The following is a 19,833-nucleotide window of genomic DNA, read 5'->3' on the forward strand; positions in this document are numbered from 1 at the left end:
CAGAACGGCAGAGGCCGCCGGTCGGTCGACCGGCGGCCTCTGGGTGTTCCGGCGGCGGGGACGGCCGCCGCGATCGGCGCGTCAGGCGCGGGCCAGGAGCACCGCACCCGCGGTGACCAGGGCGAGCAGGACGGCGGCCGCGCCGTACGACAGCCGGTGCGAGCGCACCACCGGCAGGTAGCGGTCCACGGCGTAGCGGCCGGGGCCGGTCAGCGCGAGCGCCGCCGCGGCGGCGATCAGCAGCAGCTCGTACTCGCTGCCGCCCTTCATGGCGAAGAAGCTGCCGCTCCAGGTGACGGCGAGGGCGTTGAGCATGGTGCCCAGGATCGCGGCGGCGGCCAGCGGCGCCAGCACGCCGACGGCGAGCGCCAGTCCGCCGCCGGTCTCGGTGAGGCCGGCCACGACGGCCATGAACTTGGGCGCCGGGTAGCCCTTCGCGCCGAAGAACGCGGAGGTGCCGTCGATCCCGCCGCCGCCGAACCAGCCGAAGAGCTTCTGGCTGCCGTGCGCGGCCATGGTGAGACCGAGGGCCACCCGCAGCAGCAGGAGGCCGGCGTCGTAGGCGTGCGGGGAGGTGGCCGCGGATCCGGGGACCGTCGCCGCGGCGGCGTGGTTGGTGGGGGCGGTCGTGCTCGGGCTGCTGCTCGGCATGCGCGTCTCCATCGAAAAAAGGGGGGGTTCGTCGATGCTGGACCGATTTGTTCAAATTCGAACCAGCGGGGTTGTTTGACCGTACCTGCAAGTTTGAATTTGAACAACTGGCCGGACGTGAGATTTTGGCGTGGCCGGGTCAGTAGTGGTCTGGACCTGCGTACGACGGCGTGGGGCGGGGCACGCTCAGGGCATGGCACATCGCAACCAACACCGACGGACGGAGCGGAAGGGCACCCTGTACCCCGAGGCCCTCGCCGCCTTCACCGAACGGGTGAGGCTGGTCACGCCCGACCAGTGGGACGCGCCCACCCCCTGCGCCGACTGGACCGTGCGGGACCTGGTCAACCACCTCACCGGCGAGCAGCTCTGGGTCCCCGAACTGCTGATGGGCGCCACCATCGCCGAGGTGGGCGGCCGCTTCGACGGCGACGTCCTCGGCGACGACCCGGTCGGCGCCTGGAGCGCCGCCGCGGACGCCGCTCGCGGCGCCTTCGCCGTCCCCGGAGCCGCCGACCTCACCGTGCACCTGTCCTTCGGCGACGTCTCCGGGCAGTACTACCTGGACCAGCTCACCGCCGACGCCGTCGTGCACACCTGGGACCTCGCCGAGGGCACCGGCCGGCTCACCCGGCTGCCGGAGGGCCTGGTGGACTTCGCGCTCGCCGAGTACACCGGCTACGGGGACCTCTCCGGCAGCGGGCTGTTCGACCCGCCGCTGCCGGTGGCGGAGGACGCCGACGCCCAGACCCGGATGCTCGCGCTCACCGGACGCCGGTACCGCCCCTGAGCCGGAACCGCCCCTGACCTGCGGCGCCGCCCGGCGGGAGCGGCTCCCGGGCGGCTCCCGGGAGCCTTCTCCCCCGCCGCGCCGCCCGGGTGACCGGGGCGGCGCCGGATACTGGAGGTGTCGGGGGGAGCCGAAACCGAAGCGGACGGGAGAGGCGGGCGCGCCATGAGCCGCAAGCCGGACATCCTCGGCGAGTTCACCGCGGAGCACCGCGCGGTGGAGGACCTGCTCGCCCGGATCAAGGCCGCCCCGGCCCGCCCCGGGGAGTCCGGCCGGGACGGCGGAGCGGGCCGGGAGCAGCTGATCGAGCGGCTCACCGACCTGCTGTTCAGCCACTGCGCGGCGGAGGAGGAACACCTGTTCCCGGTCGTCCAGCACGACGTGCCGGACGGCGGCGCGCTGGTGTTCCGGTGCATCCACGACCACCTCGCGATCGGCCAGTACCTCGCCGACCTCCAGGCCCTGGCGCCGGGCGACCCCGCGCCGGACACCCTGCTGCGCGGGCTGGCCGAGCTGCTGCGCCGGCACCTGGCGGCCGAGGAGGAGCAGCTGTTCCCCGCCGCCCGCAAGGCCCTCCCCGCCGCCGCCCGGACCGCGCTCGCCGAACGGCTGCGGGCCGATCGGGCGGAGATCGCCGAGGCCGGGCCGTAGGGCCGTGGCGATCAGGGCTTGGCGCTGATCACCGCGAAACGGCCGCCCTCCGGGTCCTGCAGCCGGGCGACCCGCCCGTACGGCGAGTCGAAGGCCGGGCCCAGCGCGCTGCCACCGAGCTGCTCCGCCCTGGCCAGCGCCGCGTCGGTGTCCGGCACCGAGAACGACACCTCCCAGTGCGGCGGCATCCCCGCCGGGCCGGTCGCCTGTTCCCTGGCGAGCGCGGCCACGCTGCGCCCCTCGGCCCGCAGCACCACCCGGTCGTGCTCCCAGCGGACCTCGAACCGCTCCGGGTCCCGGCCGTCCCAGCGGAACACCTCGCCGTAGAAGAGCGCGGCCGCGAACGGGTCCGGGGTGCGCAGCTCGATCCAGACCGGCGCGCCCAGGAGGTCCAGCCGCCGGGCACGGCCCAGCGGGCCCTCCCAGATGCCGAACACCGCGCCCAGGGGGTCCGCGGCGAACGCCACCCGGCCGGCGTCGAAGGAGAGCGGGCCCACCGCGAGCGTCGCGCCCCGCTCGCGGACCGCGTCGGCGGCGGCGTCCGCGTTCTCCGTGCCGAAGTAGCTGGTCCAGGCGACGGGCATGCCCCAGCCACCGCTCGCCACGCCCAGTCCGGCCACCGCCTCGCCGCCGGCCACGGCGTGCACGTACGGGCCGAAACGGTCCGGCCCCGGCTCGAACTCCCAGCCCAGCAGCGGCCCGTAGAAGGCCTTGGCCGTGTCGAGGTCGCGCGCCATCAGGCTGACCCAGCACGGGACGGCCGCCACGCAGCGCACCTCGGCCGTCGTCCCACCGCTGACCATCGCGACCACCTCCGAGACCCCGGCTGCCGGGCCCCTCCCGACTCCCGCGGCCGTCCGGCCGCCCGGGCGACTTCAGCCTAGGCCGTGTCCGCCGGTTCGCGGAGGTGCCACGCCCCCTCCTGCCCGGGGCACCGGGACACCGCCGAAGCCGTCCCGGCCCGCGCCCGGGGCGGTCGGGGCCAGGTTCTGCCCCGGATCGCTCCGCCGTCAGGCGGCGGGGGCGAGGCGGGCGACGAGGTGGAGGCGGTCGCCGTCGGCGGTGGCGGCGGGCCGGTCGCCGTCCGTCCAGGGCGGGTCGGTGCGCGGGCCGGGCCGGTCGTGGAGGGCGAGGACGGTGAAGCCGTGGACGGCGAGCAGGTGGCGCAGCTCCTGGGGGAAGAGCAGCCGCCAGGCGGAGTGCTGCTCGACCGGCGGGCTGCCGTCGTCGGCGGCCCAACTGCGGGTGCGGCGCAGGAGTTGGGCGGCGTGGTCGATCCACAGCACGGTGCGCGAGGTGTGCGTGACGCCGTCGTGGGTGACGCTGTCGAGCCGTGCGGCGTCGAGGAGTTCGGTGCGGCCGAGGAAGAAGGCGCCGTTGCGCATCTCGGCGACCAGCAGGCCGCCGGGGCGCAGGTGGTGGCGGAGCCGGCCGAACAGGGCGTCGAGGTCGGCGTTGGTGTGGCAGTAGAGCAGTGCGCTGTCCAGGCAGAGCACGGCGTCGAACCGCCCGGGCAGCGTGAACTCCCGCATGTCGCCGACGTGGTAGGACGGGCCGGGGTGGCGGGTCCGGGCGTGGGCGATCATCGCCGGGGAGCTGTCCAGGCCGGTGACGGTGCGTCCGGCCGTGCGGTGCAGCCAGCCCGCGTCGCGGCCGGTGCCGCAGCCGAGGTCCAGGACCTCGGGGCCCGCGCCGTGCTCCCGGAGCATCGACTCGGCCCACCGGGCGGCGGTGAACCCGGGGTCGGGGAAGCGGAGTTCGTAGAGCTCCGGGCGGTCGGTGAGCAGGTTGCGGTGGGCGGCGTCCGGGCCGGCGGCCGTGCGGCGGTGCGTCATCGGGCTCCGGCCACCGTCCGGGGCTCGGCCTCCGTGCGCGCGGCGGGCAGCACGCCGAGGCCGGCGCGGTCCGGGGTGCGGACGGTGCCGTCGGCGCCGCCGATGCCCTGCCAGGGGTCGTGGGCGAGCAGCAGGTGGCCGTCGAGGTCCAGCCAGCGGGCCCGGTCGGCGAGGTGGACGGCGGGCGCGATGCCGAGGGAGCTGGCCGCCAGGCAGCCGAGCATCAGCTCGGTGCCGCTGCCGTGCAGGGCCTCGGCGATGCGCAGTACCTGGTGGACGCCGCCGCACTTGGCGAGCTTGAGGTTGACGCCGTGCACCCGGCCGGCCAGCCGGCAGGCGTCCTCGTAGTCGACGGCGTCCTCGTCGGCGATCACCGGGACGGGCGAGCGTTCGGCGACGGCGGCGAGCGCGTCGGGGCTGCCCGGGGGGATCGGCTGCTCGACGGCCTCGACGCCGGTGGCGGCGAAGGCGGGCAGCAGCCGGAGGGCCTGGGCGGGGGTCCAGGCTCCGTTGGGGTCGAGCAGCAGCCGGGCGGCCGGGGCGGCCTCGTGGACGGCCTGGACGCGGGCCAGGTCGAGGCCGGGGTCGGCGGCGCCGGCCTTGACCTTGAGCACGGTGAACCCGGCGTCGGCGAGCCGGGCGGCCTGCACGGCGGCGCGGGCGGGCGGGTCGATGCCGATGGTGCGGGCGGTGGCGGCGGCGACCGGTTCGGCCCGGCCGAGCAGCCGGTGGACGGGCTCACCGGCCCGCTTGCCGACCAGGTCGAGCAGGGCGGCCTCGACGGCGGCCAGCACCCCGGCCGGCAGCGGCGCGTACGGGGCCGCGCCGTCGCGCAGGTCGGCGAGCGCCTGCTCAGGGTCCGGGCCGTCCTCCAGCGCGGGGCGCAACGCGTCGAGCCCGCGCAGGATCCGGTCGGTGGGCAGGGCCAGGTGGACGCTGCTGACCACCTCACCGTGGCCGGTCAACCCGCCGTGTGCGAGGGCGAGTTGGACGGCGTCCCGTTCGGTGGTCACCGAGCGGGAGATACGCAGCGGCTCGGCCAGGCGGAGCCGGACGGTGCGGACGTCGAGCCTCATCGGTCCTCCTCGGGGCGGGCGGCGACGGTGACCGCCGGGACGGCGGCGGGCGCGGTCCGGCCGGTGCGGCAGCGGGCCCAGCCGGTGACCTCGACGGCCGCCGGGTGCGGGATCTCGGTCGGGCGCGGCGCGGCCCGTTCGGCGTCCAGGCCGTGCCGCCGGCAGAACGCGTCGTCGTACACGGTGCCCAGGTAGCGGTGCGGGCCGTCGGGGAAGACGGTGGCGACGGCGGCGTCCGGGTGCGCGCGGGCGGCCCAGGCGGCGACCAGGGCGACCGCGCCGGTGGACCAGCCGCCGCTGACGAAGGCGCCCCGGGCGAGGCGCCGGCAGGCGTCGACGGCCTCGGCCGGGCCGACCCAGTGCACCTCGTCGAAGGCGTGGTGGACGACGTTGCGCGGGTGGATGGAACTGCCGAGGCCGCGCATCAGCCGGGACCGGGCGGGCTGGCCGAAGATGGTGGAGCCGACCGAGTCGACGCCGATGATCCGCAGCCGGGGCCAGCGGCGGCGCAGCGCCTCGGCGAGGCCGGCGCTGTGGCCGCCGGTGCCGACGCTGCAGACCAGCACGTCCAGGTGGTCGAGGTCGGCGGTGATCTCCTGGGCCATCGCCCGGTAACCGGCCGCGTTGTCGGGGTTGTTGTACTGGTCGGGCCAGTAGGCGCCGGGCAGCCGGTCGAGCACGGCGCGCACCCGGGCGAGCCGTGCGGCCTGCCAGCCGCCGTGCCGGGCGGGCCGCTCGACCAGCTCCAGCCGGGCACCGTAGGAGCGCAGCAGCTGTCGCATGGACGGCTCGAGTTCGTTGTCGCCGACCAGGACGACGGGGTGGCCGAGGGCCTGTCCGGCGAAGGCGAGGCCGACGCCCATCGTGCCCGAGGTGGACTCCACCACCGTGGCTCCGGGCCGCAGTTCGCCCCGGGCGTGGGCGCCGCGGAGCATCGCGACAGCCGGGCGGGCCTTCATGCCGCCGGCGCTCAGCCCCTCCAGCTTGGCCCAGAAGCCGGGGTGCGGGTGCGGGAGCGGGGTGGTGATCCGGGCCAGCGGGGTGCCGCCGAGCAGCGGCAGCAGGGCCGGGTTGCCGAGCACCGGAGTGTCCAGCACCGCGCCGGAGCCGAGCAGGGCGGTCACCGGGCCGCACCCCCGTACAGGTGGAGCACGGAGGGACCGCCGTCGAGCCAGAAGAAGGGGTAGGGCTCGGCGCTGACGGCGGTGACGCCGTGGCCGAGCAGCCGGGGCAGCACGGCGCTGCCGGTCTGCGCGAACAGCACCAGGGGCTTTCCGGTGGCGCGGGCGTGGGCGAGCAGCGGGTCGAGGGAGCCGTTGCCGAGGGTCATGCCGGAGGCGAGGATCGCGTCGCAGTCGTCGAGGTGGGCGAGGGCGTCGGTGTGCACCGGCTCGTCCCATTCGGTGGTGCCGCCCTTGAGGTCGCACGCCAGGTACGCGACCCCGTGCGAACGGAGCTGCTCCAGGAGGGAGTTGACGACGCCGACGACCAGCACCCGGCGGACGGCGGCGAGCGGCAGCAGCCCCACCACGGCGGAGGCGCGCAGCCGCGACTTCGCGAGCGAGGAGCCCGCCGGCAGCCCGAAGCGCCGGGCGCCGTGCACCGGTCCGTGCGGGCGGCAGTGGCCCAGGTAGGCGTCGAGGGCGGCGACCCGGACGGCGGCGAGCGGGTGGTCGAGCAGCTCGCCGACGGTGGCGCCGACGCAGTCGGTGATCGTGTCGGCGGGGAGTTCGCCGGGTTCGACGGCGCAGGAACCGACGGCGGAGCCGATGCGCAGGCTGAGCACCTCGTTGCGGTACCCGCGGGCGCGTCCGCCGTGCCGGACGGCCTGGACGGTGCTGAAGGCGAGCGCGATCGGCAGGGAGGCCGGGTCGGGCCCGTACGCCCCCGTACGGACCCGCCCGGTGATCTGGTCGAGCACGGAGCGGGCGGGGGCCCCGACGCTCGCGGTGAGGGCGCTCGCGACGGGGGCACTGCCGACGGGGGCGCTCGCGGTGGGGGCCTCGGTGAGGGTGGCGCTCACGCGGACACCGCCATGGCCTCGGCCGGACGGCCGGCGGCCGCGAGGCGGGGGCGGAGCCCGGCGAGCAGCCGCTCGGCGCTGCGGCGCGCCCCGGCCCCGCCGGCGTCGGCGGTCATGACGTGCCCGAGGTACTCGTTGTTGCTGGTCGCGGGCCGCACCTCGCGGCCGGCCGCGGCGAGGGCGAGCTCGACCACCGCCGGGTCGCGCCGCACCGCGTCCTCCCCGTCGAAGCCGGCCAGCAGGCCGCTCTGCCCGCCGCCGGGCACCAGGAAGGCGATGGCGGCGCTGGCGGTCCCGGTCGGCCGGGCGGTCAGGTCGGGGCGGCGGCCGAGCGCGAGGTCGACGGCGGCGGCGGCCAGGTCGACCCCGGTGACCCGCCGGACCAGCTCGGTGATCCGGTTGCCGGCCGGACGCGGGTTGACCTCGACCACCCGGGGCCCGGCGGAGGTGAGCTTGACCTCGGTGTGCGCGACGACCCGGTCGAGGCCGAGCGCGGCCAGTGCGGCGACCGCGGTGCCGGCGGCGGCCTCGGCCTCGGCCGGGTCCAGGGCGGCCGGGAACATGTGGCCGGTCTCGATGAAGGCGGGCGCGCCGCCGACGCTCTTGTCGGTGATCCCGACGACGTGCGCGACGCCGTCCACCGAGACCGTCTCGACGCTGACCTCCGGTCCGGTGAGCAGTTCCTCCAGCAGCACCGCCGGCTCCCGCCGCTGGCCGCGAGCGTTGACCGGGAAGGCGTCCAACGCCCCGAACGCGGCGAGGAGTTCGTCCTCGTCGCGGACCGCTCGGACGAACATCCCGGCGCACAGGTCGACCGGCTTGACGACCAGCGGGTAGCCGATCGCCCGGGCGGCGGCGCGGGCCTGCTCCCGGTCGGCGCAGAGCGCGTGGGCGGGCCCGGGGACGCCGGCCCCGGCGAGTCGGCGGCGGGTGAGGTCCTTGCGGCAGGCGGCGGCGACGGCCTCCGGCTCCGGGCCGGGCAGGCCGAGCCTGCGGGCCACCCGGGCGACCTGCGGCAGGTAGTAGTCGCAGGAGGAGAGCACGCCGTCGAAGCCGAGCAGCGCGTGCAGCCGCTCGGCGTACGGGAGCAGCGTGTCCGGGTCGTTGGTGTCGGCGGTGAGGATGTTCCCGGCGGCGAGCAGCGGGTGCGGACCGTCGGCGGGGGCGGCGGCCCGCAGGTAGTGGTGCAGGTCGCGGGTGAGGAAGGTGAAGCGGTGTCCGCCCTCCTCCAGCGCTCGTGGCAACAGCCGGCTCATGGAGCCGACCCAGCTCTCGACCACCAGCAGATGCGCCACGGCTCTTCCTCTCGACGGCCACCGCGGAGACCGCGGACTCGACGGACAATCAGGACCGTAACGGGATTCGTTTTCATTTTCAACGCGCCGGACCGCATGCTTGTCGCTGCGTCAGATGAAAGTGGTTTTCATGTACTCTTGCCCTCCCCGTCGCACCCCAGCCTCGCCGGAGCTTTCTGATGGACCGTCAACTCCCTTATGCTGTCCGCCATGCGCTGCCGCAGGACGTGCCCGGCGCGCGCCGGCTGATCCTCGACACCTTCTACCGCGAGTTCGGCTACGGCTACGTGCCCGACTGGCACGCCGACGTCGTCGACCTCCAGGGGTACTACCTGGACCACCCCCGGCACGCCCTGCTGGTCGCCGTGCACGGCGAGGAGGTGGTGGCCACCACCGCGCTGCACTCCACCGGACCGGCCCACCCGCCGCATCCGCGCGAGATCGCCCGGCGCTACCCGTCCGGAACCACCGCGCAGCTCGTCCGGGTCTACGTCCGCGCCGAGCACCGGCGGCACGGGCTGGCCCGGGAGCTGGTCCGCCGCGCCTGCGCGTTCGCCGCCGCGGAGGGCGGCTACCGGCGGCTCTACCTGCACACCAACACCGCGGTCCCCGGCGCCGAACCGTTCTGGCGCAGCCTCGCGGAGGAGGTCTACGACGCCCGCCCGACCGGCGAGCACGGCCCCGGCGTGGCCACCGTCCACTTCGAGATCCCGCTGCGCCGGCCGGTGGCGGCGGCGGCGCGGGCGGCGCTCAGCGGAGGCGCCGGGAGGATGTGACACAGGTCACACCGAGGCGCGAAATTTCCGGGGAGCGATTCCCCGTTTAGCCCTTCGTAGGACTAAGCGGGGAGTGACTCCCCGGAACCCGTATCCCGGGAGGAGTGCACCCGTGACCACCGTCGCCCCCCGTTCGACCCGCACCGCGGGGCCGGCCCGTGCGCCCAGGCTGCGCGCGGACGCCAGCCGCAACCGCGAGCGGATCGTCCTGGCGGCCCGGGACGCCTTCGTCGAGCACGGCGCGGACGCGCCGCTGGACGAAATCGCGAAGCGGGCGGGCGTCGGAAACGCTACGCTCTACCGGAACTTCCCCACCAGGACGGCACTGATCCGTGAGGTCGCGCTGCTCGTCAAGAACCGCATCGTGGCGATCGCCGAACGCGCGGCCGCCGAGGTCGCCGGCCCGTTCGACGCCCTGGAGCGGTTCGCCCACGAGACGGTCGACGAGAAGGTCGGCGCGCTGTGCCCGATGCTCACCGACCGGGTGGACCGGAACGACCCGGAGCTGGCGGAGGCACGCGAGCGCCTGCTGGCCGTCGCCGGCGGCCTGCTGGAGCGGGCGAAGGCGGCGGGCGAGGCCCGTCCGGACGTCGACCACGGCGACCTGTTCATCGCGCTGAGCCAGCTCACCCGCCCGCTGCCGGGCACCGGGTGCCGCGTCCTGGAAGGGTTCGTCCACCGGCACCTCCAACTGTTCCTGGACGGCATGCGGGCACCCGCCCCGTCCGTCCTGCCCGGCCGGGCCGCGACCTTCGAGGACTTCCACGGCGACCACTGACCCAACGCTGATCCACCGCTGATCCACCGCTGATCAGCCGCGCCGGCCGACCGGCGTGACCCCGACACCGAGACCTTCACCGCGGGGACGCGGTGCGGCCGCCCGTGCGCGCCCGCCGCCGCCTCCTGCCCGCGTCCCTTTCGCACACCCCGCTCCCCGAAGTGAGTACCTCCATGCCACGAACCGACGCCCTGCCCGCCACCCAGCCCGATCCGAGGCGCTGGAAGGCCCTGATATTCATCGGCCTCGCGCAGCTGATGGTCGTCCTCGACGCCACCATCGTGAACATCGCGCTGCCGTCCGCCCAGAAGGACCTCGGCATCACCGACGGCAACCGCCAGTGGGTGATCACCGCCTACGCGCTGGCCTTCGGCGGTCTGCTGCTCTTCGGCGGCCGGGTGGCCGACCTGTGGGGGCGCAAGCGGGCCTTCGTGGTCGGCCTCACCGGCTTCGCGATCGCCTCCGCGCTGGGCGGCGCCGCCGCCAACACCGCGATGCTGCTCGGCGCCCGTGCCCTCCAGGGCGTCTTCGGCGCCCTGCTCGCCCCGGCCGCGCTCTCGCTGCTGGCCGTGATGTTCACCGAGGCCAAGGAGCGCGCCAAGGCGTTCGGCATCTACGGCGCGATCGCCGGCGGTGGCGGCGCGATCGGCCTGATCCTCGGCGGTCTGCTGACCGAGTACATGAACTGGCGCTGGACCTTCTTCGTCAACATCCCGTTCGCCGTGATCGCCGCCGTGGGCGCGGTGATGGTGATCCGCGAGCCGGCCGTGGGCCGCAACCGCGACCGCCTGGACGTACCCGGCGTGCTGCTGGTCACCACCGGTCTGGTCGCCCTCGTCTACGCCTTCACCCGGGCCGAGTCGGACGGCTGGAGCTCGGGCATGACGATCGGCCTGTTCATCGCCGCCGCCGTGCTGCTGGCCGCGTTCGTCGTGGTCGAGCAGAAGGTCAAGGCGCCGCTGCTGCCGCTGCGCGTCGTGCTGGACCGCAACCGCGGCGGGGTCTACCTGTCGCTGGGCCTGGCCGTGATCGGCATGTTCGGTCTCTTCCTGTTCCTGACCTACTACCTGCAGATCGTGCTCGACTACAGCCCGGTCCTGACCGGCGTGGCCTTCCTGCCCATGGTGGCGGGCATGATCACCGGCTCGACCCAGATCGGCGCCCGCCTGATGACCCGCCTCCCGGCGCGGTACCTGATGGCGCCCGGCTTCCTGCTCGCCTCGGTCGGCATGCTCATCCTGACCCAGATCGACCTGGACTCCTCCTACCCGGCGCTGATCCTGCCCGGTCTGGTCCTGATGGGCCTCGGCATGGGCACCGCGTTCATGCCGGCCATGAGCCTGGCCACGCACGGCGTCCAGCCGCGCGACGCGGGCGTGGCGTCGGCCATGGTCAACACCTCGCAGCAGGTCGGCGGCGCCATCGGCACCGCGCTGCTGAACACCATCGCGGCCAGCGCCACCACCACCTGGCTGGTGGCCCACGCGGCCGAGGCCACCACCCCGGCCGCCGCGAAGGCGGTGCAGTTCGGGGGCATGGTGCACGGCTTCTCGACCGCGATCTGGTGGTCCTTCGGCATCCTGGTGCTGGCGTCCGTGATCGCGTTCACCCTGATCAACGCCGGCCACCCGGGCTCCGGCGGCGGCAAGGGCGCGGACGCCGACGCGGTGGAGGGCAACGAGGTGCCGGTGCTCGTGCACTGACCCCCGCGGGGTTCGCGACGGTGCGCCGCGGCCCGTCCGGTGTCTTCCCGACACCGGACGGGCCGTTCGCCGTTTCCGGGCTGCTGGATTCCCCGGGTGGAGGTCGGCCCGTGGGGCCGCACCCTCATCGCCACCCGCCTGCACCTGTGGCCGAACACCATCGCCTACGCCGTCCGGGTGGGATTCCTCGTCGTCCCGGCGGCCGTCTTCGTCGTCACCGGGCGCCGGTGCCCGGGCCTCCAGCGGCGGGAGCTGGAGAAGGTGCGGCACGGCCGCGAGACCGGCACCGTCATGCGCCCGCCGCACGGCGGGTTCGTGGAGGTGCACGCCCCGCTCGCACCCGCCGAACCGCACCGGCTCACCGCGCACGAGCAGCCGCGCGCCCTCGAACCGCCCGCCCCCGTGGACGACAATGGAGTGGCCCACCCGGCCGGGGTGCTTGACCGCACCCGTGCGAGGCTGTCCCGTGGGCTCTACGGCGAGGGCGCCCGGATCCCCAGGCCCACCGCCGGGGAGTTCCACCGGGCCAGCGCGCGCCACCCGCCCGTCGGGCGGCACGCCGCCGGACGGCACCGCGCCGCCGAGCACCACGGCACCGAGCACCACGGCACCCAGCACCAGGCCACCGAGCACCACGGCACCGGCGACGGGCGCGGCCACGGAGGCCGCGCCGCCCGCGACCACCCGCCGCAACGGAGAGGGAGGACACCGTGCACGACCGTACCGACCAGTTGGCCGACAGCAGATACCTCCTGCTCACCACCTTCGGCAAGGACGGCCGTCAGGTCCGCTCACAGATCTGGGTGGTCGCCGACGGCACCGCGCTCGGCATCTGGACACCCGCCCACTCCGGCGAGGCCGAACGGATCCGCCGCCACCCCAAGGTCCTGGTGGGCCCGTGCGACGCGCACGGGCGCCCGACCGGGCGTCAGCTCCCGGCCCGCGCCGCCGTCTGCGACGAGGACGCCACCGCCCGCTACCGCACGTCGCTGATCAACAAGTACGGGCTGGCGGCGTTCCTGGCCCTGGCCCGCAGCCGGATGCGGCTCGGGCTGGCCGGGACCGTCGGCATCCGGATCACGCTCAACGAGCTGGAGCAGCGGCTGATCGGGCCGGAGTGGCAGGTGCCGGCCACGTACTGCCCGAACTGAGGCGGGACGAGGCGGGGGCCGCCGGGGCGGGACGGGGTGGTGGGGAGGGGTGGGGCCGGGCTCAGGCCGTGCCGTCGTCCGGTGCGTGGGCCAGGTCCCCCGGCTCGCAGGCCTCCCGGCCCGTGTCGGCGTGCACCACCTTGACCGCCCGGCCCGGACCGCCCGGCACCACCCGCTGCTCCCGGCCGCAGCGCGGACAGATCAACGGGATGCGCGAGCGGTGGGCGGCCCGGTCGGCGGCGCCGTCCGACGGCGTCACGACAGCGGGTGGGTCGGGACCGGGCTGACCGCCTGGATCTCGTTGTGGGCCTTGGTCAGCAGTTGCGAGGCGAGGTCGTTCAGCGCCCGCGCGGCCGCGATCTCCTCGCCCACCCTCAGCTGCTCGGGGTCGGAGGGGTGACGGCTCGCGTAGCCGTGCGCCCGCATCTCCGTCCCGTCCGCGAGCCGCACCAGGGCGGCGGCGGCCGTCCGCGGCCCCTCTTCCCGGAATTCCATCTCGATGTGCCAACCGACAAGAGTCTGCATGGCGGATCACCTCCGGCGGTCGCTCCTCGTCCGGTTACTCCTCCAGGGTGCGCCGTACCCCCGGTGAACACCAGGGCAGAGGGTCCGGGGCGAGACCCAGGGGGAACTTGAACGCGTTCAATCCTGCGCGTAGAGTCGGCGCGCAAGGGTGGTTTGAACGTGTTCAAGGAAGGTGGGGGCCGCCGTGGGACGAGGCACCGCCGAACTGGTCGACCTGCTGGTCCTGCTCGGCATGGGCGCGGTGATCCCGCTCGGCCTCGCGCTGATCGACGAGCCCGCCCTCGCCCGGCTGCGCCGCCTCTGGCCGCTCGCCGCCGTCCCCGGCGCGCTCTCGCTGTGGCTGCCGCGCGGCGGCCCGCTCGCCATCGGCAGTGCCGCGCTCTACGCCCTCGGCACACTCGCCCTCGCCGCGCACGCCCCGCTCCGGCTCGCCCGCACCCGCTCCCTCGCGCCACCCGAGGTCGCCGTGCTCACCGCGCTGGCGGCGCCGTCGGTGGCCGGACTCGCCCTGGTCGCGGAGCGCTCCGGGTACCGGCTGCTCGGATTCGACCTCGACATCCTCGCCCTGACCGTCCCCCACTTCCACTACGCCGGGTTCACCGCCGCCCTGGTCGCCGGGCTGGTGTGCCGCGCCGTCCCCGACCGTCCGGCCGCCCGGTGGGCCGCGCTCAGCGTGCCGGCCGGGACCCTGCTGGTCCTGGGCGCCTACTTCGTCGGCGACCGGGCGGAACTCGCGGGAGCCGCCGTGCTGACGGCCGGGATGTGGCTGGTCGGCCTGCTCACCTGGCGCGAGCTGCGGGTCCGCGGCGGGGGCGGGGGCGGGCGGAGTACGCCGGTGCTGCTCGGGGTCTCGGCGGCCGTCCTCGCCGTCACCATGCTGCTCGCCCTGTGGTGGGCACTCGGCGAGGCCTCCGGGCTCCCCCACCCCACCCTCGGCTGGATGGCCGCCACCCACGGCGTCGGCAACGCGCTCGGCTTCGCGCTGTGCTCGCTCCTCGCCTGGCGCCGCCTCGCCCCGGCCACCCGGGAGTACACCCCGTGAACGACCTCAACTACCCGGAGGTCGGAGCGAGCAGCGACCTCGACGCCCCGCTGCCGGCCGGCTACCGCCACCTCCGTCACCGTGCCGTGGTCGGTCACGGCCGCGCCGCCCTGGACGCCGCCGGAGCCGCCGTCCTCGACTGGCGGATGCACCGGGCGGCCGGCGTCCGGATCACCGCCGGGGCCGACCGCGCCGCGGCCGGCGTCCCCGTCCACTGCGCCATCGGCCTGGGCCCGCTGCGGGCCGGCGCCCCGTGCCGGGTGGTGCGGAGCACCGTCGACAGCGGCGGACCCGACCGCCACGGCTTCACCTACGGCACCCGCCGGGGCCACCTCGCGGTGGGCGAGGAGACCTTCACGGTGGAGCTGGCGGCGGACGGCGCGGTCTGGTTCACCGTCAACGCGTTCAGCCGCCCCCAACGCTGGTACGCCCACCTCGCCGGCCCCCTCCTCCCCCTCGCCCAACACCTCTTCGCCCGCCGCTGCGCCCACGCCCTCGCCCGCATAGCCGCCGCCGCTACGCGCTAGCGGAGTGGAAGGTCGGCGGGGCCGACTTCCCTCCATCGACCACGGCCAGGCCGAGGGCCACGTAGACGAATGCCCGCCCAGGGCACCACCAGCAGCCCGCCGCGGAGAGTGGAAAGTCGGCGAGATCGACTTCCCACTCCGCCGACCACGGCCGGACCGCAGGGACAAGCGCACACGCATCCGCTTCCCGCGTCGACAAGAAGCGCCGAAGCGCCCAGCGGCGGCGGCCGGTGCGGGCGGAGGGCGTGAGTGCGAGCCGATGCGGGGCGGCGGGTGGCCAGGCGGTGTGGGGAGGGCGGGCGGTGTGGTGGCTGGGTGTGGGCGGGCAGGGGGTTCGGCGGGCCTCAAGTGGCCGCAGGGTGAGGGCGGTCGGTGGGTGGGGCCGAGGTGCGGAGGCGGGCGGGCGGTTGGGGGGGTGGGGGTCAGGTGGTGGGGATGGTAAGGACGAGGGTGTTGGTGTCGAGGGTGCGGATCTCGAAGTGGGAGATGGTGGTGGGGGGGAAGGCGGTGCCGCCGGTGGTGTGGAGGGGGGTGGCGGGGGCGTAGCCGGTGGCGGGGACGTTCCAGGTGGTCACGGTCTGCCGGCCGCCGGTGGCGGAGACCGCGACGAGGTCGCAGGTCAGCGGCCCCGGTACACCGGAGAGTTCGAGGGTGACCCGGCTGCCCCAGGGGGCGGGGTCCATGCCGACCACGGCGTGCGCGCCGGTGGCGGTGTCGGTCGCGGTGAACCGGTGGGCGCTCGCGGTGGCGACCACGCCGGGGGTGGAGTCGGCGGTGATCACGGCGGCGGTCACCGCCGGGCCGGCGATCGTCAGCGCCGCCGCCGCGGCGACCAGCACCAGCCGCCGGACCCGGCCGCGCCGGCGGCTCGCCCGGACCTGCGCCACCAGCCGGTCGAGCAGGGCCGGGTCCGGTCGCGGGACGGGGTCGGCCGGACCGGCGGCGGCCGCGTACTCGCCGAGCAGCGCCCCGACGGGGCGGAGTTCGGCGAGTTCCGCGGCGCAGCGCGGGCAGCCGGTGGCCAGGTGGGCGTCGAAGGCGGCGCGTTCGGCCGGGTCCAGGACGCCGAGGACGTAGGCACCGACGTCGAGGTGCGCGGCCCGCGCGGGATCGGGTTCGGACGGTGTCACGATGTCACTCCCCGTTCCTCCAGCGCGAGCCTGAGCGCGCGCAGCGCGTAGTACGCCCGGGAGCGCACGGTGCCGGCGGGGATGCCGAGTTCGGCGGCGGCCTCGCCGGCGGTGCGGCCCTTGAAGTAAGTCTCGACGATGACCTCGCGGTGCGCGGCCGAGAGGTCGCCGAGCGCGTCAGCGACCGTCATCATCCGCAGCGCGCGGTCGAGTTCGTCCTCGGCGGGCAACGACTCCAGAGGGCCGGCGTCCACTTCGCGCGGGCGGGCGAGTTCGGCGCGGTGCTCGTCGATGACGATCCGGCGGGCGACGGTGGCCAGCCAGGGCCGCAGCGACCCGGCCGCCGGGTCCAGCCGGTGGAGGTTGCGCCAGGCGCGCAGCAGCGTCTCCTGCACGACGTCCTCGGCGCGCTGGCGGTCGCCGGCGACGAGGTGGAGGACGAAGCCGAGCAGCGGCCCGGCGTGCTCGCGGTAGAGCGCGCGCATCAGCTCCTCGTCGGGTGCCGGCGCGCCCCGGACGGCCGGGCGGCCGCCACCGGGAGGCTCCTCGGTCACCATCACATCCTCGCGCACGCGTGCCTCCGGGTCGAGGGTCGCCACCGGGCGGACGGCGGTGGTCAGTAGCCGCCCGAGCCACCGGAGCCGGCGGCGGCCCGGTCACCGCTGGGGGTCACCGCGAACCAGATGCCCTGGACGCCCTGGCCCTTGGTGTCGCCGGGCTTGTGGTCGGGCGCGTAGCGGTAGAGCGGCCAGCCGGCGAGGGTGAGCTGCTTGCTGCCGTCCGCGCGGGTGACGGTGCCGACCAGCGTGGCGTCGACACCGCTGACGGAGACCGTCGTGCCGTCGGCCGGGACGGGCGGCCACAGGGCCGCGCAGCCGCCGTCGCAGGTGGCGGTGGGCGGGTCGGCGCTGTCATGGTCGAAGCGGTACAGGGTGTAGCCGGCGCCGTCGGTGACGATGGTGCCGAGGCGGGCGTCGGTGGTGGTCCGCAGGCCGGCGGCGGGCATGCCCGGCGAGGCCGGGGCGCCGGAGGCCGGGGGCGACGGGGTGGCGGGCGAGCCGCCGCCGGAGGTGCCGCAGCCCGCCACCAGGGCGGCCGCGGCCAGCCCGGACGCGGCGAGCACGGCGAAGCGTCCGGGGCGGCGGGCGGGACGCCGGCCGCCGGTGTGATCGTCGGTCGAACCGTCGGTGCGGCGGGTGGTGCGCATGGTGGCTGCTCCCCGGTCGGTGCGGGTGCACGTCGGTGCCGGACACCCTCCGGTACGGACGGGGACCGCCGTCCGCTCAACGGACGGCACGGTAGGGTCCGCGGAATAGCGCGCGGACAGCAGCCGTTGTCGGGGGCACATGGCCTTGACCGCCACCACCGGAAGGGCAGGAATCGCGACATGAGCAGCACGGTCGAGCTGACCAAGGAGAACTTCGACGAGATCGTCCCCGGCGCGGACGGCAAGGATTTCGTCTTCATCGACTTCTGGGCGGAGTGGTGCGGCCCGTGCCGCCAGTTCGCGCCGGTCTTCGAGAAGGCGGCGGAGCGCCACCCGGACCTGGTCTTCGCGAAGGTGGACACCGAGGCGCAGCAGGAGCTGGCGTCGGCCTTCGGGATCCAGTCGATCCCGACGCTGGCGATCATCCGTGAGGGAGTGCTCGTCTTCTCGCAGGCGGGCGCGCTGCCCGAGCCGGTGTTCGAGGACCTGATCGGCCAGGCCCGCGAGCTGGACATGGCCGAGGTGAAGCGGAAGGTGGCGGCGGAGCAGGACGGCGGCCCGAAGGCCTGATACCGGGCCGTTCGCACGGCCCGATCGTCACGGCGGGCCCCGGTGGTGCACTCACCCCGGGGCCCGCCGCCGTGCGTCCGGGGGCGCCCCGTGCCTCAGTCCTCGCTCCAGGCGGTGAGGCGGGCGGCGAGGGCGCGCAGTTCGTCCCGGAGGGCGGCGGGACGGCGGACGGCGAAGGGCCAGCCGAGGCCGGCCAGCAGGACGGCCATGCCGTCGAGCCGTTCGGCCCGCGCGCGGAACAGGACGCGCCCGTCCTCCGTCCCGGTGAGCGTGCCCGCGGTGGGCGGGATGCGGCGGCGGGCCTCGGCGAGCGTGGTGGTGAGGACCACCTCGACCTCGTGCGTCCACGGCACCGAGGCGAGCGACTCCAGCACCCGCTGCACCGGGTCGACGCCGGCGGGTGGTTCGAAGGCGGCCTCGCCCGGTTCGACGGAGCGGATCCGGTCCAGCCGGAAGGTCCGCTGCTCGCCGCTGCGGTGGTCGAGGCCGGTGGTGTACCAGCGGCCGGAGTGGAAGACAAGCCCGTACGGGTCGAACTCGCGCGCGCTGGCCGCGCCCGCGCGGTCCCGGTAGTCGAGCCGGACGCGACGCCGGCGGCGGGCCGCCTCGGCCAGTGCGAAGAGCGCGGTGGCGGCCGGGCTGGGGCCGGCGGCGGGTGGAGCGGTCACTCCGAGGGTCTGCTCGACGGCGGCGACCTGCTCGCGCAGCTGCGGCGGAAGCACCCGCTGGATCTTGGCGAGCGCCGACTCCCCGGCCTGTTCCCCCACCGACATCCCGGAGCGCCGGCCCGCCAGCAGACCGAGCACCACCGAGGCGGCCTCGTCGCCGGTGAACATCAGCGGCGGCAGCCGGAATCCGGGCATCAGCCGGTAGCCGCCGTACCGGCCCCGCTCGGCCCGGACGGGGATGCCGAGTTCGGCGAGCCGGGCCGTGTACCGGCGCACGGTGCGGACGTCGACCTCCAGGCGCGCGGCCAGTTCGGCGCCGGTGAGGCCGGGGCGGGCCTGGAGGAGTTCGAGGAGGGCGAGGGTGCGGCTGACCGGGTGTTCCACGGGGCCTGTGCTCCTCGGGTGGGCTGCGGTTGGGCCGGACGGCCGCCGGTCGTCGCTCCGTCGGGCAAGACGCCGATTAATCCGGTCGAGTTCTGTCCGGATGTGATTCTAGGGTCGGAGTCGACGACGGGCAGCCGGGTGACGTTCCCGGTGCCCGGCGGCGGCCGCGCGGCCCAGCACCTCAGAACACGCAATTCCAGGAGAGGACCGTCCCCCATGAGCACCTTCGTACTCGTCCCCGGTTTCTGGCTCGGTGGCTGGGCCTGGGACGCGGTGGCCGAGCCGCTGCGGGCCGCGGGCCACACCGTGCACGCGGTGACCCTGCCCGGGCTCGCCGAACGCGCCGGCGAGGCCACCTCCGACACCGGGTCCCAGGCGCACGTCGACGATCTGACCGGCCTGCTGGTCCGCGAGGACCTCCGGGACGTGGTGCTGGTCGCCCACAGCGGCGGCACCATCGCCGTGAGCGGCGCGGCCGACCGGGTGCCGGAGCGGATCCGGCGGGTGGTCTGGGTCGACTCCGGGCCGCTCGCCGACGGCGTCGCGCTCGCCGATCTCTGGGACCCCGCGTACCGCGCCGCGCTGGAGGCCTCGATGGTCGACGGCTGGCGGCTGCCGCTGCCCTCCTGGGAGCTGCTCGCCTCGGGCGGCGCCAGCGTCGCGGGGATCGACGAGGACGGGCTGGCCCGGTTCCGCGCGCGGGCGACCGACCAGCCGGGCCGCACGCTCCTGGAGCCGGTGCGGCTGACCGGCGCGGCGGCGAAGCTGCCGAAGGGCCTGGTCTCGTGCTCGATCCCGCTGGCGCAGGTCCGGGAGATGATCGCCGCCGGGCATCCGTTCTTCGCCGCGCTCGGCGGGCCGGAGTGGGAGCTGCGCGAGGTGCCGACGGGGCACTGGCCGATGTTCTCCCGGCCGGCCGAAACGGCGGCGGTGCTGGCAGAGTTGGCGCAGGTCGACTAGGAGCTGTTCAAGGTTCGGATCTTGGCCTGGCCCTGATGGCGGGCTGGTGTGTCTGGTAGAACTCGGGGGCGTGGCGCGTTTTGACGTGACG

General features: G+C 75.6%; 23 protein-coding genes. 10 read left to right on the forward strand and 13 right to left on the reverse strand.

Annotated elements, in window-relative coordinates; genetic code table 11:
* Positions 1 to 81: 81 nt before the first annotated feature.
* On the reverse strand, positions 82 to 651 hold the full coding sequence (locus ABT093_RS34380) for a DoxX family protein (protein WP_350571042.1): 570 nt from the start codon (positions 649 to 651) through the stop codon (positions 82 to 84).
* Between the two features lie 193 nt (positions 652 to 844).
* Here ABT093_RS34380 and ABT093_RS34385 point away from each other — a divergent pair, with 193 nt between their 5' ends.
* Entirely contained in the window at positions 845 to 1,441 is a 597-nt protein-coding gene (locus tag ABT093_RS34385; RefSeq protein ID WP_350571044.1) for a TIGR03086 family metal-binding protein, read from the forward strand.
* Between the two features lie 165 nt (positions 1,442 to 1,606).
* On the forward strand, positions 1,607 to 2,092 hold the full coding sequence (locus ABT093_RS34390) for a hemerythrin domain-containing protein (protein ID WP_350571046.1): 486 nt from the start codon (positions 1,607 to 1,609) through the stop codon (positions 2,090 to 2,092).
* Positions 2,093 to 2,103: 11 nt separating this feature from the next.
* Here the strand turns inward: ABT093_RS34390 and ABT093_RS34395 are convergent, their stop codons facing one another.
* From ABT093_RS34395 to ABT093_RS34420, 6 genes are all read right to left on the reverse strand, one after another.
* A complete protein-coding gene (locus tag ABT093_RS34395) occupies positions 2,104 to 2,895 on the reverse strand; it encodes a VOC family protein (RefSeq protein WP_350571047.1) in 792 nt (263 codons plus the stop codon).
* Positions 2,896 to 3,102: 207 nt separating this feature from the next.
* Positions 3,103 to 3,927 carry a class I SAM-dependent methyltransferase gene (locus ABT093_RS34400; RefSeq protein WP_350571048.1) on the reverse strand — a complete coding sequence of 275 codons (825 nt, stop codon included), beginning with the start codon at positions 3,925 to 3,927 and terminating at the stop codon, positions 3,103 to 3,105.
* Positions 3,924 to 5,003 (reverse strand): dipeptide epimerase, encoded by a 1,080-nt coding sequence (locus ABT093_RS34405; RefSeq protein ID WP_350571049.1) that lies wholly within the window; start codon positions 5,001 to 5,003, stop codon positions 3,924 to 3,926. Before ABT093_RS34405 ends, ABT093_RS34400 begins: the two co-directional genes overlap by 4 nt.
* Entirely contained in the window at positions 5,000 to 6,127 is a 1,128-nt protein-coding gene (locus ABT093_RS34410) for a PLP-dependent cysteine synthase family protein (RefSeq protein ID WP_350571051.1), read from the reverse strand. The genes ABT093_RS34405 and ABT093_RS34410 overlap by 4 nt, the downstream gene beginning before the upstream one ends.
* Positions 6,124 to 7,026: a Rossmann-like domain-containing protein gene (locus ABT093_RS34415; RefSeq protein ID WP_502884381.1), complete on the reverse strand. Its 903-nt coding sequence runs from the start codon at positions 7,024 to 7,026 to the stop codon at positions 6,124 to 6,126. Before ABT093_RS34415 ends, ABT093_RS34410 begins: the two co-directional genes overlap by 4 nt.
* Entirely contained in the window at positions 7,023 to 8,321 is a 1,299-nt protein-coding gene (locus ABT093_RS34420) for an ATP-grasp domain-containing protein (protein ID WP_350571052.1), read from the reverse strand. Before ABT093_RS34420 ends, ABT093_RS34415 begins: the two co-directional genes overlap by 4 nt.
* Before the next feature lie 179 nt (positions 8,322 to 8,500).
* Here ABT093_RS34420 and ABT093_RS34425 point away from each other — a divergent pair, with 179 nt between their 5' ends.
* From ABT093_RS34425 to ABT093_RS34440, 4 genes are all read left to right on the forward strand, one after another.
* Complete coding sequence (locus tag ABT093_RS34425; RefSeq protein ID WP_350571053.1) at positions 8,501 to 9,097, forward strand: GNAT family N-acetyltransferase; 597 nt, start codon at positions 8,501 to 8,503, stop codon at positions 9,095 to 9,097.
* 112 nt (positions 9,098 to 9,209) lie between these two features.
* Positions 9,210 to 9,875, forward strand: coding sequence for a TetR/AcrR family transcriptional regulator (locus ABT093_RS34430; RefSeq protein ID WP_350571055.1), 666 nt, complete (start codon positions 9,210 to 9,212; stop codon positions 9,873 to 9,875).
* 173 nt (positions 9,876 to 10,048) lie between these two features.
* Positions 10,049 to 11,578 (forward strand): MFS transporter, encoded by a 1,530-nt coding sequence (locus ABT093_RS34435; protein WP_350571057.1) that lies wholly within the window; start codon positions 10,049 to 10,051, stop codon positions 11,576 to 11,578.
* A 710-nt stretch (positions 11,579 to 12,288) separates the two neighbouring features.
* On the forward strand, positions 12,289 to 12,729 hold the full coding sequence (locus ABT093_RS34440; RefSeq protein WP_350571058.1) for a PPOX class F420-dependent oxidoreductase: 441 nt from the start codon (positions 12,289 to 12,291) through the stop codon (positions 12,727 to 12,729).
* Between the two features lie 61 nt (positions 12,730 to 12,790).
* Here the strand turns inward: ABT093_RS34440 and ABT093_RS34445 are convergent, their stop codons facing one another.
* On the reverse strand, positions 12,791 to 12,988 hold the full coding sequence (locus ABT093_RS34445; protein WP_350571060.1) for a hypothetical protein: 198 nt from the start codon (positions 12,986 to 12,988) through the stop codon (positions 12,791 to 12,793).
* Entirely contained in the window at positions 12,985 to 13,254 is a 270-nt protein-coding gene (locus tag ABT093_RS34450) for a DUF1876 domain-containing protein (protein ID WP_350571061.1), read from the reverse strand. Before ABT093_RS34450 ends, ABT093_RS34445 begins: the two co-directional genes overlap by 4 nt.
* 184 nt (positions 13,255 to 13,438) lie before the next feature.
* On the opposite strand from ABT093_RS34450, the gene ABT093_RS34455 reads away from it, so the two are divergent.
* Together ABT093_RS34455 and ABT093_RS34460 are read left to right on the forward strand one after the other, a co-directional pair.
* Complete coding sequence (locus ABT093_RS34455) at positions 13,439 to 14,296, forward strand: YndJ family protein (RefSeq protein WP_350571063.1); 858 nt, start codon at positions 13,439 to 13,441, stop codon at positions 14,294 to 14,296.
* Positions 14,293 to 14,823: a DUF1990 domain-containing protein gene (locus ABT093_RS34460; protein WP_350571064.1), complete on the forward strand. Its 531-nt coding sequence runs from the start codon at positions 14,293 to 14,295 to the stop codon at positions 14,821 to 14,823. Before ABT093_RS34455 ends, ABT093_RS34460 begins: the two co-directional genes overlap by 4 nt.
* A 422-nt stretch (positions 14,824 to 15,245) precedes the next feature.
* On the opposite strand, the gene ABT093_RS34465 is transcribed toward ABT093_RS34460, so the two are convergent.
* The 3 genes from ABT093_RS34465 to ABT093_RS34475 are packed head-to-tail and all read right to left on the reverse strand — an operon-like array spanning position 15,246 to position 17,160.
* On the reverse strand, positions 15,246 to 15,953 hold the full coding sequence (locus ABT093_RS34465) for an anti-sigma factor (protein WP_350571066.1): 708 nt from the start codon (positions 15,951 to 15,953) through the stop codon (positions 15,246 to 15,248).
* Positions 15,950 to 16,510 (reverse strand): sigma-70 family RNA polymerase sigma factor, encoded by a 561-nt coding sequence (locus ABT093_RS34470; RefSeq protein WP_350571075.1) that lies wholly within the window; start codon positions 16,508 to 16,510, stop codon positions 15,950 to 15,952. The genes ABT093_RS34465 and ABT093_RS34470 overlap by 4 nt, the downstream gene beginning before the upstream one ends.
* 59 nt (positions 16,511 to 16,569) lie before the next feature.
* Positions 16,570 to 17,160 (reverse strand): hypothetical protein, encoded by a 591-nt coding sequence (locus tag ABT093_RS34475; protein ID WP_350571068.1) that lies wholly within the window; start codon positions 17,158 to 17,160, stop codon positions 16,570 to 16,572.
* 180 nt (positions 17,161 to 17,340) lie between these two features.
* On the opposite strand from ABT093_RS34475, the gene trxA reads away from it, so the two are divergent.
* Positions 17,341 to 17,730 (forward strand): thioredoxin, encoded by a 390-nt coding sequence (gene trxA / locus ABT093_RS34480; RefSeq protein WP_350571069.1) that lies wholly within the window; start codon positions 17,341 to 17,343, stop codon positions 17,728 to 17,730.
* A 95-nt stretch (positions 17,731 to 17,825) separates the two neighbouring features.
* Here trxA and ABT093_RS34485 read toward each other — a convergent pair whose 3' ends face one another.
* Positions 17,826 to 18,782 carry a helix-turn-helix transcriptional regulator gene (locus ABT093_RS34485; RefSeq protein ID WP_350571070.1) on the reverse strand — a complete coding sequence of 319 codons (957 nt, stop codon included), beginning with the start codon at positions 18,780 to 18,782 and terminating at the stop codon, positions 17,826 to 17,828.
* A gap of 216 nt (positions 18,783 to 18,998) precedes the next feature.
* Between ABT093_RS34485 and ABT093_RS34490 the strand changes: the two genes are divergently transcribed.
* Complete coding sequence (locus tag ABT093_RS34490; RefSeq protein WP_350571071.1) at positions 18,999 to 19,742, forward strand: alpha/beta fold hydrolase; 744 nt, start codon at positions 18,999 to 19,001, stop codon at positions 19,740 to 19,742.
* Positions 19,743 to 19,833 lie beyond the last annotated feature (91 nt).

Source organism: Kitasatospora sp. NPDC002551 (assembly GCF_040296005.1).
In the GTDB taxonomy this organism is placed as follows: domain Bacteria; phylum Actinomycetota; class Actinomycetes; order Streptomycetales; family Streptomycetaceae; genus Kitasatospora.